At 63.9% G+C, this 15606-nt stretch carries 16 protein-coding genes; 5 read left to right on the plus strand and 11 right to left on the minus strand.

Annotated elements, in window-relative coordinates; all coding sequences use genetic code 11:
* Nucleotides 1-62 precede the first annotated feature (62 nt).
* Nucleotides 63-3200 carry an error-prone DNA polymerase gene (locus tag QP363_RS03445; RefSeq protein ID WP_284762777.1) on the plus strand — a complete coding sequence of 1046 codons (3138 nt, stop codon included), beginning with the start codon at nucleotides 63-65 and terminating at the stop codon, nucleotides 3198-3200.
* A 5-nt stretch (nucleotides 3201-3205) separates the two neighbouring features.
* On the opposite strand, the gene QP363_RS03450 is transcribed toward QP363_RS03445, so the two are convergent.
* From QP363_RS03450 to QP363_RS03460, 3 genes are read right to left on the minus strand one after another with little or no spacing between them, the layout of a single operon-like run.
* Complete coding sequence (locus QP363_RS03450) at nucleotides 3206-3553, minus strand: hypothetical protein (RefSeq protein WP_284762779.1); 348 nt, start codon at nucleotides 3551-3553, stop codon at nucleotides 3206-3208.
* Nucleotides 3553-3675, minus strand: coding sequence for a hypothetical protein (locus QP363_RS03455; protein ID WP_256364858.1), 123 nt, complete (start codon nucleotides 3673-3675; stop codon nucleotides 3553-3555). The genes QP363_RS03450 and QP363_RS03455 overlap by 1 nt, the downstream gene beginning before the upstream one ends.
* 7 nt (nucleotides 3676-3682) lie before the next feature.
* A complete protein-coding gene (locus QP363_RS03460) occupies nucleotides 3683-3943 on the minus strand; it encodes a helix-turn-helix transcriptional regulator (protein WP_284762784.1) in 261 nt (86 codons plus the stop codon).
* A 58-nt stretch (nucleotides 3944-4001) separates the two neighbouring features.
* Between QP363_RS03460 and QP363_RS03465 the strand changes: the two genes are divergently transcribed.
* On the plus strand, nucleotides 4002-4451 hold the full coding sequence (locus tag QP363_RS03465; protein WP_284762786.1) for a PH domain-containing protein: 450 nt from the start codon (nucleotides 4002-4004) through the stop codon (nucleotides 4449-4451).
* A complete protein-coding gene (locus QP363_RS03470; RefSeq protein ID WP_284762787.1) occupies nucleotides 4448-5878 on the plus strand; it encodes a PH domain-containing protein in 1431 nt (476 codons plus the stop codon). Before QP363_RS03465 ends, QP363_RS03470 begins: the two co-directional genes overlap by 4 nt.
* 61 nt (nucleotides 5879-5939) lie before the next feature.
* Here QP363_RS03470 and QP363_RS03475 read toward each other — a convergent pair whose 3' ends face one another.
* From QP363_RS03475 to QP363_RS03495, 5 genes are all read right to left on the minus strand, one after another.
* Nucleotides 5940-6203 (minus strand): hypothetical protein, encoded by a 264-nt coding sequence (locus QP363_RS03475; RefSeq protein WP_167595544.1) that lies wholly within the window; start codon nucleotides 6201-6203, stop codon nucleotides 5940-5942.
* Nucleotides 6203-8137 carry a ferrous iron transport protein B gene (gene feoB / locus QP363_RS03480; protein ID WP_167595545.1) on the minus strand — a complete coding sequence of 645 codons (1935 nt, stop codon included), beginning with the start codon at nucleotides 8135-8137 and terminating at the stop codon, nucleotides 6203-6205. Before feoB ends, QP363_RS03475 begins: the two co-directional genes overlap by 1 nt.
* A gap of 3 nt (nucleotides 8138-8140) precedes the next feature.
* The gene (locus tag QP363_RS03485) at nucleotides 8141-8389 is read right to left on the minus strand and encodes a FeoA family protein (protein WP_070644399.1); all 249 of its coding nucleotides are present in this window, start codon (nucleotides 8387-8389) and stop codon (nucleotides 8141-8143) included.
* A gap of 122 nt (nucleotides 8390-8511) precedes the next feature.
* Complete coding sequence (locus QP363_RS03490; protein WP_284762793.1) at nucleotides 8512-10383, minus strand: pyruvate kinase; 1872 nt, start codon at nucleotides 10381-10383, stop codon at nucleotides 8512-8514.
* 47 nt (nucleotides 10384-10430) lie between these two features.
* Nucleotides 10431-10901 (minus strand): tRNA (cytidine(34)-2'-O)-methyltransferase, encoded by a 471-nt coding sequence (locus QP363_RS03495; protein ID WP_070644396.1) that lies wholly within the window; start codon nucleotides 10899-10901, stop codon nucleotides 10431-10433.
* 24 nt (nucleotides 10902-10925) lie between these two features.
* On the opposite strand from QP363_RS03495, the gene QP363_RS03500 reads away from it, so the two are divergent.
* Together QP363_RS03500 and QP363_RS03505 are read left to right on the plus strand one after the other, a co-directional pair.
* Nucleotides 10926-11780 (plus strand): bifunctional methylenetetrahydrofolate dehydrogenase/methenyltetrahydrofolate cyclohydrolase, encoded by an 855-nt coding sequence (locus tag QP363_RS03500; RefSeq protein ID WP_284762795.1) that lies wholly within the window; start codon nucleotides 10926-10928, stop codon nucleotides 11778-11780.
* A 217-nt stretch (nucleotides 11781-11997) separates the two neighbouring features.
* Complete coding sequence (locus QP363_RS03505) at nucleotides 11998-12321, plus strand: DUF3017 domain-containing protein (protein ID WP_070446599.1); 324 nt, start codon at nucleotides 11998-12000, stop codon at nucleotides 12319-12321.
* Nucleotides 12322-12355: 34 nt separating this feature from the next.
* On the opposite strand, the gene QP363_RS03510 is transcribed toward QP363_RS03505, so the two are convergent.
* The 3 genes from QP363_RS03510 to QP363_RS03520 form a co-directional block, all read right to left on the minus strand.
* Nucleotides 12356-13555: a homoserine O-acetyltransferase gene (locus tag QP363_RS03510; protein WP_245168369.1), complete on the minus strand. Its 1200-nt coding sequence runs from the start codon at nucleotides 13553-13555 to the stop codon at nucleotides 12356-12358.
* The gene (locus tag QP363_RS03515) at nucleotides 13503-14822 is read right to left on the minus strand and encodes an O-acetylhomoserine/O-acetylserine sulfhydrylase (protein ID WP_284762798.1); all 1320 of its coding nucleotides are present in this window, start codon (nucleotides 14820-14822) and stop codon (nucleotides 13503-13505) included. The genes QP363_RS03510 and QP363_RS03515 overlap by 53 nt, the downstream gene beginning before the upstream one ends.
* Nucleotides 14823-14960: 138 nt before the next feature.
* Entirely contained in the window at nucleotides 14961-15575 is a 615-nt protein-coding gene (locus tag QP363_RS03520; RefSeq protein WP_284762799.1) for an MBL fold metallo-hydrolase, read from the minus strand.
* Between the last annotated feature and the right edge of the window lie 31 nt (nucleotides 15576-15606).

Here is a 15606-nt window from a genome sequence, read left to right on the forward strand (position 1 = left end):
TCAGGGAATTGTTCAACGGCAACCTTGACGGGAACCTGTGTTCGAATCTACTGTGTGAGGCTATGAGGTTTAATGGGGGTAAGACGCTGCCGTGGTCCCGGGTGGAGAGGATCCTCTCTGGTCGCCCGGGCCCCGTCCCGGTCTCGGTGGATCATCTGCCGCAGGCCACGGACGTGCCGAAAGTAGGGCATTCTTCCGTGCCTTTCGCGGAGCTGCACGCGGTAAGTTCCTATAGCTTCCTGCGGGGGGCCTCTGAGCCGGAGGAACTTGTGGCGCGCGCCGTCGAGCTGGGCTTGCGGGGGATTGCGCTGGTAGATCGGGATGGATTCTATGGCCTTATGAAATTTGCGGAGGCTGCCGCCACGGCGGGTCTGCCCGCGGTCTTTGGTGCGGAGCTTAGCCTCGACCCGGCCCCGCTGACTGTCCTGGCGCGCACCCCGGAGGGGTATCGGCGTCTATCCCGGCTCATTGCCCGCGCCCGCATGGAGGCGGGGGAGAAGGGGGTCGTGTCCTATCCTTCACTGCCGGAGATTGGTGCACTGCTGCAGGATGAGTGCCTCTTTCTGGTGGGCTGGGAGTGGTCGGAACATTTCGATCATCTGGTCGATGGAATAAAAATAGACAGCATGGTTTTGGAGTACGCATGTACCCAGCTCCCAGAGGACGCGGACCACCACCTACTGCTGGACTCCTTGCCGGTTCCACGCGCCATCGCTACTGCCCACCCGGCTGCCGCCACGCGGGATCGCGCGCGCTTGGCCGGGGCCAAACAAGCCCTGTCTAGACGCCTCGCGCTTGCCGACGCCTCCCCCAACTCCCACCCCATGGGCTCGTCCTGGCTGCGCTCCGGGGAACAGATGGCGTGCCTGCTGCCTGAGCGCCCCGAGCTGATTGCGGAAACCGTTCGCGTCCTCGAAGAATGCAGTTTTACCTGGGAGGCGCTGGCCCCGAACCTGCCTGACTTCGACGTGCCGGAAGGGCATACCGAGATGTCCTGGCTGGAGCACCTCACCTTCGAGCGCGCGGCAGTTCGCTATGCCACGCGCCCTGAGGAGATTCGGCGCAGGGCGTGGGAGCAGATGCGCTATGAGCTGGGTGTGGTCAAGCAGCTGGGATTTCCCGGCTACTTCCTCATCGTGTGTGATCTGGTGGACTTTTGTAAACGGGAAAACATCCTGTGTCAGGGGCGCGGGTCGGCGGCGAATTCGGCGGTGTGTTTCGCGCTGGGGATTACGAATGCGGAGCCGATTTCCGCAGGCCTGCTCTTTGAGCGTTTCCTTTCCCCGGACCGCGATGGTCCGCCGGATATTGACATTGATATTGAATCCGGGCGGCGCGAGGAGGTTATCCAGTACGTCTATGCCAAGCACGGCCGCGAGAGGGCGGCGCAGGTGGCCAACGTGAATACCTATCGCCGCAAGGGCGCGTTGCGGGATGCCGCCCGGGCGTTGGGCTACCCGCAAGGCTCGGCCGATGCGTGGTCGAAGGGCGTGGCGCCCGCGCCTTCGGATGTTGAATCCCTGGCTGAGCAGTTCCTGGGCCAGCCGCGCCACCTGGGTATTCACTCCGGCGGCATGGTGTTGTGCGACCGGCCGATTGCGGATGTCGTGCCCGTGGAGTGGGCGCGCATGGAAAATCGCTCGGTTCTGCAGTGGGATAAGGATGATTGCGCCGCAGCTGGGCTGGTGAAGTTCGACCTGCTGGGGTTGGGCATGCTGGAAGCCCTGCATCACATGATGGACTTGGTGGAGGAGAGTACTGGCCGGGTGGTCAACCTGTGGGAGTTGGATCTGGCTGACGTGGAAGTCTATGACATGCTCTGCCGCGCGGATGCGGTGGGCGTGTTCCAGGTGGAATCGCGAGCGCAGCTGAGCACGCTGCCGAGGCTCAAGCCGCGGGTCTTCTTCGACCTTGTAGTGGAGGTCGCGCTCATCCGGCCGGGCCCCATCCAGGGTGGTTCGGTGCACCCTTATCTGCGCCGCCGCGATGGTAAGGAGCCGGTCACCTATGACCATCCGGTGCTAGAGAAGTCCCTGGGCAAGACACTGGGAATTCCGCTCTTTCAGGAGCAGCTCATGCAGATTGCAGTCGATGCTGCCGGGTTCAGCGGTGCGGAGGCGGATGACCTGCGGCGCGCGATGGGCTCGAAACGCTCGCCGGCCAAGATGGCAGCGCTCAAGCAGCGCTTCTATGAGGGCTTGGAGGAAACCAACGGGATTACCGGGGAAATCGCGGACAAGCTGTGGGCCAAGATCGTGGCCTTCGCCGCCTATGGCTTCCCGGAGTCTCACTCGCAGTCTTTTGCCTCCTTGGTGTACTTTTCGGCGTGGTTTAAGCGCTATTATCCGGCGCAGTTTTGTGTGGGCCTGTTGCGCGCGCAGCCAATGGGTTTCTACTCGCCGCAGTCCCTCATTCAGGATGCGCGCCGCCACGGCGTGGAGGTGCTGCCGGTCAGCGTCAACGAGTCGGGTCGCGAAGCGCGCGTGGTGGTGGGCGCGGACGGTGAGGTACGCATTCGGCTGGGTCTGAACCTCATCAAAGGCTTGGCTAATAAAGCCGCTGACCGCATTGAGGCGGCCGCGCCGTTTGCCGACGTCCCCGATCTCTCCCGCCGCGCCGATCTCACCGTCGATCACGTGGAGGCCCTCGCGGTGGCGGGGGCCTTGGATGTCTTTGGGGTGGACCGCCGCCAAGCACTGTGGCAGGCGGGCGTGGCCGCAACAGAACGGGCGGGGATGCTGCCGGGTCTGTCTGCTATCGAGGCGCCGTCTTTGCCGGGGATGAGTGCCTTTGAGCTCATGGCGGCGGACGTGGCAAGCACCGGCGTGACCCACAACCAGCAGCCGATGGAGCAGATCCGCGGGCAATTGCAGGCCCGTGGAATTCTGTCGGCGGCGGATCTACCGGCCGTGGAGGATGGCACCCGCGTGCGCATCGCCGGGGTGGTCACGCACCGCCAGCGCCCGCAGACTGCAGGCGGTGTGGTCTTCTTTGGTTTGGAGGATGAGACCGGGTTGATGAACGTGATGGTCTCGCCCGGCCTGTGGGCCCGGGATAAGGTGACGGCTCGGACGGCACCCGCGCTCATCGTGCGTGGTATCGTGCAGAACGCCTCCGGCGCGGTCACCGTTGCCGCGGACCAGCTGGAGCCGCTGGCCTTTGGCGAGGCGCTCTCGCGCGGCTCGCGGGATTTCCGCTAAGCGGTTTACTCCTTGGAGATGAGCTCGTCGTGGTTCATCTTTCCAGCGAGGGAACGCGCCACGGAGAAGGGTAGCCACACCAGCAAGAGCAGGATGAGCTTGAAGTAGAGCAGGGATACGAACACGCCATCCGTGATGGGCATGGTTCGCGCACCCCAACTAATGATGCCGGTGAGCAGCAGCAGAATGACAAGTGCGGCGAGGGAGAACTTGAGGCCGTCGTCACGCGCTTCGACGTGCTGCTGCATTTGGTACTCATCGAGTTCCGTCGTGGGAAGGTCAGCGGCGCCAATCGTTCTGCGGAGGCGGGCGGTCAGCAGTGCGGTTAGTAGCGTTCCGAGGGCGGCCACCATCAGTGAGGTGAACAGGTCCCAGAACTGCAGGGGAAGGGAAGGCAGATGAGGAGGGTGGAGAGCTCAGCCAGGGTGGTGTAGCGCTTGCGGGCCTTGACGGAATCGGGAATAGAGGCGGACATGTGTGGCTTATCCCTTTCGGTAGATTTCGGAGGACATAGGAGTGAATTCGGTCCGGGAGAACACGGCTTCCACGGGTAAGTCGAAGACCTCGCAGACGTTGAAAGCAAGATCCAGGCTGGGGGAGTGGTCACCGCGCTCGAGGGCGCCAATGGTTTGGGGGTTGACCCCGATGGCGTCGGCAAGCTGTGCACGCGTCATGTCCCGTTCAACGCGCAGCACGCGTACCCGGTTAAACAGTGGGCGAGTGGGCTTTTTCTTTGGGGACATACACCGCAGTGTTATATAAACCCAACGACTTGTCAAGGGTTTGTGTTAAAGTTGCGGCATGAATTCCGTATCCCCGTCACTCACTAAAGCCCGCTACATTTCGCGTTTGAGTTGGGACGTCATTCTTGCTGCCCTGGCGGCCGGGGCGGCGTATTTCTGGTGGGATTGGCTCTATTGGGTCGCCGGCGCGCTCATCGTGTGGGCGCTCTACGAACTCTGGCTCATCCCCGCCCAAGTCAGGAACTTAGGCTGGCAGGAAACCGCCGACGAACTCTTGGTTACGCGCGGCAAAATCTGGCACACCTTCACCGTCGTGCCCTATGGCCGCATCCAATTCGTCGACGTCACCGCCGGCCCCGTCGAGCGGGCGATGGGGCTGAAGAAGGTGAAGCTGCACACGGCGTCGCCCAGCAGCGACGCCACCATCCCCGGCCTCCTTGCTGCCGACGCCGACGCCCTGCGCGAGCGCCTCGCCGTCAAGGCCCGCGAGAGGATGAGTGGGCTGTGAAGGACCGCGCGCTTGTCGACGTCGACGGCTACACCCGCGTCCACCGCCTCACCCCGCTGCTGCGCTTTTGGTCGCTGATTTTGGCGCTGCTCGCCATTTTTGCGGTGAACATCAACGCCTCCATGATTTCTGATGTTCTGTCTTACCTGCAGAGCGGGCACTTGGGCGAGATCGGCCGCGGAAGCCTGCTGGGTGCCGGCGGCTTCGTGCTCGTGTGCGCGGTGATTTGGCTGATGTCAGGAATCTGGTGGCGCAAGCTGGGCTACAAGCTCACCGAGGATGAAATTGCACTGCGCCACGGCGTTATCTCTACGTCTTTCCGTTCGGCGCGTTATGAGCGCATTCAAGCGGTAGACGTTGTGGAATCCGTCATCGCGCGCCTGTTGGGGCTGGCAGCAGTGCGCGTGGAGACCGCGGGTGGCACCTCTTCCGTCATCAAAATTGAGTACTTGTCCAAGGCGAAGGCGGAAGAATTACGCGCGGAGTTGCTGCGGCGCACGAATAAAGGTCCTACCAGTGAGCCAGAACCAGAAGCGGAGGAAGCCGCCGCCCTGATCCCGGAAATTCCCATTCTGCGCACGATTGCTGCCGAGGCGCTGCGTCTGCCCACGCTGATTAGCGCGCTCGTTATTGGCGGTTTGCTCTTCATTCCGGGCATGTGGACCGCGCTGTTGCCCATCATCGTGGGTTACGTGGGAAGTGTGTGGGGTTTGGTGGATTCTTCCTGGAAATTCACCGCGCTTCACGACGCCCCCACCAACGCCCTCAACGTCTCCTACGGCCTTGCCGACCGCCGCCGCCAAACTATCCGCATCAGCCGCATCCACGGCGTGCGGGTGAGCCAGCCTTTCCTGTGGCGGCGTTTGGGCTGGTACGAAGTGAATGTGTCGGTGGCCGGCTACGGCGCTAAGGGCAGCGGCAAGCAATCTGGTTCTACGCGCATCCTGCCGGTGGGCACCCGCGAGCAGGCGCTGGAGCTTTTAGAGCTCATCTCCGATCTGGACCGCACGCAGATCGAGGATTATGCCCGACCCGAGGGGCACACCCAGCCCACCTACACCTCGCCGCGCCGGGCGACGTGGATCAGCCCCATCGACCGCAAGCAGCAGTCGGTGACACTGGTGGATTCCCCGCTTCCCGTGACCATCGTGCACCGCGGCCGCATCAACCGCCGCGTCATGGTGATTGGAACTCCACACATCCAGGAGCTCACTCTCAAGGTGGGGCCGCTGGGGCACCTTGCAGGCGTGCGCACCGTGCGCTTCGACCTTGTGGCGGGCCCAGTCAAGATGGCGGGCCAGGACCTCACGCCTGCCGACGCCTCCGAACTCCTCACCCGCCTGCGCTCCCGCCCCTTGCCATTCCTGGACGCCGCGCTGGAGCAGAGCAATGAACCGAACGGCAAACTGCAGAGAGGGCTCCACTAAGACCTACGCAACAATCCGCGTAACAACTCTCGCGACGGTGCGAGCCGTGGGTCGCAGGAGCTTAAGGCCGGCGACGAAGCTTAAGCAGTACCGGACCGCGGGTGCTGCTAGGGCCGGCACACGCCGAGGCCGCCGAACAGGACCCGCATCCGCCTGCGGGACAGGAGTCGAGCGGCTCCATATCGAGGACCCCTCTGGCGGTGAGGTGATCCAGGATGACATCGACCGTCCCGGGCTCCAGCCCTGTCTTCGCCACGAGGCCCACGCGCGAGCGAACGCCGGCCTCGATGGCTTCCTGCACCGCCTGGATGGGGGAGGCAGGCATTAGATAAACACCTTCAACACCTGGAAGGCCGCCACGGCCAGCACCCACGCGGTGGCCAGCTGGACGCCGAAGCCGAAGAGCGTCCAGCGCCAGCCAATCTCGCGGCGCTGCGCGGCAATCGTGGCCACGCAAGGAGTGTAGGCCAGCAGGAAGAGCATGTAGGCCCACACCGCGGCGAGCGGGTGACCGCCGGAAGCCTGCTCGAAGTCAGCCCGCACGTGATCGCTGAGCGCGCTGTGCGATTGCTCCTCGGCGGAGGCATCGGTGACGTCCTCGACCGCGTAGGTCTGTGCCCATGTAGAAATCAGCGCCTCCTTGGCCACGAAACCGGTCACCAGCGGGCCGGTCAGGGACCAAGAATCGAAGCCGGCCGGTGCAAAGGCCGGGGCGATAGCGTGCGCGACCGCGCCATAGGCTGAATCCTCCGGGGCTGGTGGTTCACCCCACGAAGAATCCTGCGCCGCAGCGCCAACCGGGATGGCCATGAGCAGCCACACCACAACCACGGTACTCACGATGATGCCGCCAGCCGTCTGCAAGAAGCCCTTCAGGCGCGTCCACATCACGCTGAGCGCCAAGCGCACCGTGGGTAGCTGATACGTCGGCAGGTCAATAACGAGTGCTTCTTCCGGAACCGCGCGCCACAGAGTCCTGCGCAGGGCTAGCCCCACCAGCACGAGCAGCGCGATGGAAATGACGTACATAATGAACACCACGCTGCCGGCATGCTCCGGGAAGAACGTAGCCGAGAGCATGACGAAGACCACCAAGCGCGCCGAACACGAGGTAAACGGGATGAGCAGCGCGGTCATGATGCGATGCCGCGGGCTGCCCAGCACACGGGTGGCCGAAATCGCTGGCACGTTGCAGCCGAAGCCCACAACAATGGGGATGAACGCCTTGCCCGGCAGGCCGATGGCCCGCATAAGGCGATCCGTGACCACCGCCGCACGCGCCATATAGCCGGAATCCTCCAACACCGCCAAACACAAGAACATTAGCGCCATGAGTGGGGCGAAGGTGAGGACCATGCCGACGCCGCCGATGAGGCCGTCGACAAGCAGGCCCATCACGAGGGGGTGGCCTAAGCCGATGGTTTCTAGCCCCGCCCGCGCCCAGTCGCTCAACGGGCCGGAGACCAGCGCCTCCAAGCCATCCTGCAGGGGAGCGGCCACGGTGGTGGTGATCTGGAAGACCGCCCACATCACGGCCAAGAACAGCAACGGCCCGGCTACCGGGTGAAGGGCTACCGCATCGAGGCGGTGGGAGAGGGGCGTGGCGTGCTCGACCTCGCTCACCGAGGCCTTCGCGGCCGCATCCAGCTCGGCGAAGCGGTCCTCCAAACCAGCATCCTCGCGCAGCTGCACGGGCTCAGTTGCCAAAGACTCCATCACAACCTCGCGCAGCTTCTCGACGCCCTCCCTCCTGCGCCCATCAACCTCCACCACCGGGATGGAGGTGGCCTCGGCCAAAGCAGAGGCGTCGACGACCTGTCCCTGGTTGAGCGCCACGTCGGTCTTCGTCAGCGCGATGATGAGGCGGTAGGGCTGCTCCGCCAACTGGAGGGCGACGTTGAGGCCGCGCGCGACGGCGCTGGCATCGACGACCACGACGACGGCGTCGGGGCGCTCATCTGCGGGGCAATCGATGAGCATGGCGCGGGTGAGCGCCTCATCGGGGCTGAGCGGGTCGAGCGAGTAGGTGCCGGGGAAGTCGATGAGATCGGCGGTGGATTCACCCAGCTTCCAGGCGCCGCGGCTGACCTCAACCGTAGTTCCCGGCCAATTGCCGGTCTGCGCCTTCGCACCGGTCAGGGCATTAAAGAGCGTGGACTTGCCGGAATTCGGGGAGCCGACGAGTGCGATGATGGGTGCTCCGGCAGGGGCGACCGCGCCGCCCGGATTGCCGTGACAGCTGGGTTTCGTGGTGGCCATGGTTTAGACCTCGATGGCTTGCAGTGTTGCCTTGTCGATGGCGTAGCGGCAGCTGCCCACCGACACCACCCGCGCGCCGCCGGCGACGCGCGGGCCCATGGTCAACGTGGCGCCGGGGCGGATTCCCAGCTCGCCGAGGCGCACCGCTAGCGCGGCGTCACAGGTGCAGGAAATGCACTCTTTCCCCAAGGTGATGGTGCATCCCATGGGGATAGCGTCGGCGGTTTGTCGTGGACATTCAGGCAACGTCACGGTGGGCTCTCTTTCTCGATCAGCACTACCGATATAGGTTACCCTTAGTAAAGATAGGTGTGTCTAGTTTTCGGCGACTTGTCTTAGGTGATCCTCACCACGCGGCGCAGGTGCGCCGCGCATTAAGCGTTTGGAGTGGACCAGCTGCTCACCTGGCGTAGTCGCTGGCGATTCTTCAGTCGTGATTGGCCCAGCTTGCGGGACATGCGGTCCAGAATCTGGATGGCCTCCGTGATGTGCGGGCCTTTGTTGAGCATGACGCACTCCGCGCGCAGCGCATAGCCAGCGTCCGTGATTTCCGCGCGGGAGGGAAGCCCGGTCTTGGCCAGGGTCTCCAGAACTTGGGTGGCCATGATGACTGGGATGTGGGCCGCCTCCGCGACCTTCATGATGCGCCCCGGCACCTGGACCATCTGCTCAAATCCCAGCTCCACAGCCAAGTCACCACGCGCAATCATGATGCCGAACTTGGCATGCCGCATGCCCTCCAGCAGCACGCTTCCCAGCTGCTCATAGGCGGGAACCGTCTCAATCTTGAGCACGATGCCCAGGTCACGCACACGCTGTGCCATCTCTTCCGAGTTCTGCTCAGCGGCAATCGCCTCGAGTGTGTCGTAGAGGAAGGACACATCAGAGGGCGTGCGGATGAAGGAGACCGCCGCGATATCGCAGTGCGTGGCCACAAAACGCAGCGCCTCGATGTCCTCCTCGGTGAGGCTGGGCAGCGGGACGTCAGTATCCGGCACATTGATTCCCTTATATGCCGCCAGGTTGGTGCCGGTAGGCCCGGCATGTTCCACGGTGATGACGGCCTCGCGCGCCGCACCATTCACCCGCACTTCGCGGACACGACCGGAGATGGCGCCGTCATCGAAAATCACCCGGTCGCCCACCTCGAGCGCACCGACCACCTCCGGCAGCGTACACCCAATAGTGGTCACCTCACCCTCCGCGATGCGCGCCGGCTCTGCGGATGTGCTGAGCACCAATTCCTCGCCGCGGTGCAGGCGAATCTTTTGCTCGAGGGGCGGAACCCCATGCACCCGGGTGATCTCCCCGCCGTGGTTGAGCGCCGTCCCTTCGGCGAGGTAGCAGTTGCGCTCCCCGTGCAGAACGGCCACGCCCGCTTGCGTGCTCTCCACGGTGAAAACACGGGAGCGCCCGCGCGCTTCGGTGAAGCGGACCTCGCTGCCGGGCTGAAGCCCTGCTAGCCACTTACCTTCTACCTCTAGCGCTACCGCTGGGCGCGCCGCGCTTGGCGACGCCTCCCTCGCCACCCCGTGGGCGTGGTCGGTAGAGGGGGCGTCGTGAAGCACGAGCGTTGCCGGACTCAGCAGTTCGCCTGCTGCGGTGCGCTCGCCGCGCACGCGGATGACCTGCGGGCCCGGCTCGATGGTGCCGGTGCGGACCTTGGGGCCAGCAATATCGCAGGAAATCAGAATCTCGCGCCCCACCTCTTCAGCGGCGCGGTGAACATGCTCCACCATCTTCTCCCACGCCGCCTGGTCTTCGTGGGCACAGTTGATGCGGGCTAATTCCATGCCCGCGCGGGCGAAACCGAGGACCAGCTCATAATCCTCCGCAGCCTCGGTGGGCAGGGTCACCATGATGCGCGCGTGCGTGTCCTCCTGGGTGGGGCCGAGGAGGGCCTCGGTGTTGGCGTCGAGGATATCGTCGGCGTCTGCATACGCCGAGGCGATGGGCTGCACGGGGTAGGTCGGCGCCTGGCCGTCGAAGGCATCAATCACATTGCGAGCGGCGTGGAGGCGCTCCAGCACCGCGGGCTCTGGGTGGCTCAGGCTCGTAGCACCCAAGGCCGTGAGGCCTTCCTGCAGTTCGACGGCGTCCTGGGAACGCAATTCCATATAGTGCACGAGGTTGACCGCGCCGGGGCGGTGGACGGGATCCACGCGCGCTATCTGCGCGGCGTGGGCGGCAGATGAAGCTTCGACGCGGGTAATGAGGGAATCAAGCAGTGGGCGCAGGCTAGGCACGGTGTCTCCTTCGATGTGAAAGTCCACCCATATTGTGCCGCGACTTGTTAGACCGCGCCACGGAAGCCGAGCTGGCGCCAAGCCTCATATACGGCAGTTGAGGCCGCGTTGGAGAGATTCATCGAACGTCGTGCCGGCATCATTGGGATGCGCACGCGCTCCGTTACCCGCGGGTGGAAGGCGTGTTCCTCCGGCAGGCCGGTCGGCTCGGTGCCGAAGAGGAGAACATCGCCTTCTTGGTACTCCACGTCGGTAAACCACTTATCAGTGTGGGTGGTGAACGCGAAAACGCGCGCGCCGGGCAGGGCCTCCATGCAGGCATCGAAATCTTTGTGGATCTTGAGGTCTGCCAGGTCGTGGTAGTCCAAGCCTGCGCGCTTGAGGTGCTTGTCCTCGAAGTTGAAGCCGAGCGGCTCGATGAGGTGCAGGCTCGCGCCCGTGACGGCGGCGGTGCGGATAGCGTTGCCGGTGTTGGTGGGGATCACGGGGTTGTCGAAGACGATGTGCAAGCTGCTCATAGGCATCAGTCTAGGATGGTGTGCATGAGCGCTACCAAACTAGATGGCAACCTGTACCGCGACGAGATTTTCGAGGACCTAGCCCAGCGCGTGGACGCCCTCAAGGAGAAGGGGATTACCCCGGGCCTAGCCACAGTCCTGGTGGGCGATGATCCGGGTTCGCATTCCTACGTGAAGATGAAGCACCGCGACTGCGAGAAGCTCGGGATCAACTCGATTCGCAAGGATCTGCCTGGCGACGTCTCCCAGGAGGAGCTGGAGCGCGTCATCTCAGAGCTCAACAATGATGACGCCTGCACCGGCTACATCGTGCAGCTGCCCTTGCCGAAGCACCTGGATGAAAACCGCGTGCTGGAGCTCATCGACCCAGCCAAGGATGCCGATGGTCTGCACCCGATCAACCTGGGCAAGCTGGTGCTCAACGAGGAAGCGCCGCTGCCGTGCACGCCGAATGGCTGCATCCACCTGCTGCGCCGCTTTGGGGTAGAGCTCGATGGCGCGAAGGTCGTGGTCATTGGCCGCGGTGTGACCGTGGGCCGCCCGATCGGCCTGATGCTCACCCGCCGCACCGAGAACTCCACGGTGACGCTGTGCCATACCGGCACCAAGGACCTCGCCGCAGAAACCCGTGAGGCCGATGTCATTATCGCGGCCGCAGGCAAGGCGCACATGCTCACCGCCGATATGGTCAAGGAAGGCGCTGCGGTTCTCGACGTCGGCGTATCCCGCGTCGACGGCAAACTCGCCGGCGATGTGGCTGAGGACGTCTGGGAGAAGGCTGGCTACGTCTCCCCGAACCCGGGTGGCGTGGGTCCGCTGACCCGTGCGTTCCTGGTCAGCAATATCGTCGAGCGCGCCGAAAAGCTCGCCGCTGAATAACGTTCACTATAAGAACGTGCACTGTAAACACACGTCTAACTTGAGCATGTGAGTAGCAAGAATGACGGATCAACCTGCACAGTCACAGGCGACCCCGCAGCGCCAAGCGCGACGAGTTCCCCGGCCCTCGGCTCAGGGGCGAGCCCATGCGCAGGCTGAAGGCCAAGCCCCCAGCCGCGTGCGCAACCGTGGAGCCAACCAGGCCCGCGGGAAAGCTGTGCCGCCGGTATCCCTGTCCAATCCCCACGACGCGCACCTGAAACCTTCGGCGCTGCCGCCGGCGGTGCAGTGGGTGGCCATTGGACTGTTCGTGGTGGCGGTTGTGGTGTCGGGGATTTATGCGCTTTCTGAGCACTGGCGGCGTGCCACCATGCTTCTGGGAGGGGCACTTATGTGGCTTACGGTGGTGCGCCTGACGTGTGATTCCTCGCGAGTCGGCGTGCTCGCGGTCCGCTCCCGGCGCTTCGATGCCTGGTTTACCGGCATCTTGGGCGCGGCGATGGCGTTCTTGGCTTTTTCCATTGACGCGCTGGGATCGTGATGCGTGTGGATCCTGAAAAGAGCCACACGGCTCTTTAGATATAGTATTCGTCGCCGACGTAGGCAGGGCCCACATCGAGGCCATTCGGAGCGGAGAGTAACAAGAAGTTGCGCAGGATGCGATTCATCTGCCGAGTCTCCGTTAAGAAGGCGTCGTGCCCTACGGGCGAGACAATCTTGGCCATCGCCAGCAGGTGGTTAACGTTGCGGGAGATGTGCTCCTGTTGGTGATAGGGGTAGAGGATATCGGTGTCCACGCCCACGACCATCGTCGGCACTTGCGATGCCGCCAGTGCTTTGATGAGCCCACCGCGTCCGCGGCCGACGTCGTGCCGGTTCAACGCCTCCGTGAGCACCACATAGGAACCTGCATCGAAGCGCTCGGTGAGTTTCGCCCCCTGGTAATCCAGGTAGGAGTTCACCGCGAAACGCTGGTTGAGCTCTCGGTGCGGGCCCAAAGGGTTTTCGCCCTGCTGTGGCTGGGCACCAAAGCGTTCATCGATCTCCTGCTCGCCGCGATACGTCAGGTGCGCAATGCGGCGCGCCGCCGCCAGACCATCCCGCGGCGACTTATCGGTGAGGTAGTAATTTCCGCCGTGCCAGAACGGGTCGCGCTCAATGGCGGAAATCTGCGCCGATTGGATACCAATCTGCCACCCCGAAGCCCGAGCCGATACCGCAATCACGCACACCGCCGACACGCTTTCTGGGTGCAACAAGCTCCACTCCAGCGTGCGCGCACCGCCCATCGAGCCGCCGAGTACCGCGTGCACACGCGAAATACCCAACTGCTTCAGGCAGTCGTGCTCAGCCTCCACCAAGTCCCGAATCGACAGCGCCGGGAAGCGCCCGCCCCACGGCTTGCCATCCGGGTGCAACGATTTCGGCCCCGTCGATCCGTTGCAGCCGCCGAGCGCATTGGTGGCTATAACGCACCAGCGCGTCGTATCTAGGGCCTTGCCGGGGCCGACCAGGTCGGACCACCAATCCACCACGTTGGAATCACCGGTCAGCGCGTGCTCAACCACCAAGACGTTGTTGACGCCGTCGGGGTCGCCGGCGAAAGCACCCCAGCGTTGGTAGGCCACGTGGGCGTCGGCAAGCACGGCGCCTGCTTCCGTGGTGAAGTCACCGATGGGGACGACGGCGAGCTCGTCTTCGGGCGCGAGTTCCGGAATCGGGCTAACCAATGGCCGCGAACCCACGCTCGAGGTCGGCGATGATGTCGTTGACATCCTCGATGCCCACCGACAGGCGCACCGTGGCCTGGGTAATGCCCGCGGCCTTGAGAGCAGTCTCGTCGGACTGGGAGTGCGTGGTGGTCGCCGGGTGCACCACCAGCGAGCGGGTATCGCCGATGTTGGCCAGGTTGGAGTGCAGCTTCAGCGCATCGATGAACGCCCAGGCCTCCTCGCGGCCGCCGTCGATGTCGAAGGAGAGCACGGAGCCGGTGTAGTCGTAGCTCAACTTCTCCTTGACCTGCTTGTACGGGGAGGAGTCCAGGCCGGCGTAGTTGACGGTGGTGACCTTGGCGTGGGACTCCAAGTACTCGGCCACGGCCTGAGCGTTGGCATTGTGCTTCTCGACGCGCAACTGCAACGTCTCAATACCATTCAGCGTCAGCCAGGCGTTGAAGGGGGAGATGGCGGCACCCGTATCGCGCAACAGGCCCGCGCGCGCCTTGACAGCGAAGGCTGGTGCGCCCAGGTCGGCGTACTTGAGGCCGTGGTAAGCCTCGTCTGGGGTAACGAAGTAGGGGAAGACCGGCTCGCCGTCGCGCTCGACGGTCCAATCGAAGGAGCCGCCATCGATGATGGCACCGCCGATGGCGGAGCCGTTGCCGCTGTAGAACTTGGTGGTGGAGACGACGACGATATCCGCGCCCAGCTCCAGCGGGCGGGCGAGTGCGCCGGTGGCGATGGTGTTGTCCACGATGAGCGGGACCTGGTTCTTGTGCGCAACCTCAGCGATGGCGGGGATGTCGAGGACATCGGCGACCGGATTGCCGAAGGTCTCTCCGTAGAAGGCCTTGGTGTTCGGTTGGACGGCGTCCTGCCAGGAGGCTGGGTCATCCGGGTTCTCGACGAGGGTGACGTCGATGCCGAGGCGCTTCAAGGTAACGGTAAAGAGGGTGGAGGTGCCGCCGTAAAGGCGCGGGGAAGTAACAATGTGGTCGCCGGCGGAGGCCAGGTTCAAAATGGCGGCGGTTTCGGCGGCTTGGCCGGAAGCAAAAGCTACGGCGGCGACGCCGCCCTCGAGGGAAGCGAGGCGCTCCTCGAGCGCATCCTGCGTGGGGTTGGTCAGGCGGGTATAAATCGGGCCGGCATCCGAGAGGTTAAAGCGGTTGGCGGCGTGCTCGGCGTCGTTGAAGACGTAGGACGTGGTCTGGTAAATCGGCACGTTGCGTGCGTTGGTGGAGCCGTCCAGGTTCTGGCCGGCGTGGAGGGCGCGGGTGGCAAAGGACCACTCGTTGACTGCGGAATTATCGTATTTGGTGCTCATGTCACAAAAGGCTAGACCAAGCGGTTCAGTGCTGTTAGTGGCTTTCTAGAAACCGCAGGCAAGCCCGAGAATAAAAATAGACCGAGCGGTTGGTTTGGAGGCCTGTGTGTGCTGTAGATCTCCATGCAGTGCGAAGGCTCAAGGCCGCTGTTGGATGTCGATGCTTTCCCCAACGAGCAGGCGCTGGTAGCCGGTTACGCCGGCGCGTTGGAGCATGCCGTCGGTGATCTGCTTGCCGGCGTCGGACAGCACGGCGTCATGGATGGGTACTGTCACGCGCGCACCGATGCGCATGGCGTAATCCGCGGCATCCGCCCCGCGCACCCACGGCCCGGCGATGGGGAGCAGGAGGACGTCTACCGTGCGTCCTTCCGAGGTAACCCACTGGTCGCCGGGGTGCAGCACTCCATTGAAGAAATAGCCCAGGTTCTCCGGACGTGGGATGTTGGGGTGGATTTCCTCGTGGAGCCCGCCCACCGCGCGGATTCTCAGGCCCAGGACTTCGAACTCCTCGCCTGTCTGGACTGCGGTCCCGGAACCGATGGCGTCTACGGCTTCCTGCGTCCCCCACACCGGTAGGCCGCTCGCGCGCACGGCGTCGACGTCGAGGTGGTCGCCATGTGCGTGAGTGAGCAGCACCGCGCCGGCATTATCCAGGCAACTGAGGTCTGAAAGAGGACCGGGATCGATAATGATGCGACCCTGGGGCGCTTCGACGGCCACGGCGGATTGTCCATGTAACGAAACCTTCATGCCGCCAACGCTAGCGTGGCGCAGAGTGGCT

Origin of the sequence: Corynebacterium sp. UMB6689 (assembly GCF_030215295.1) — a bacterium.
GTDB classification, from domain to species: domain Bacteria; phylum Actinomycetota; class Actinomycetes; order Mycobacteriales; family Mycobacteriaceae; genus Corynebacterium; species Corynebacterium aurimucosum.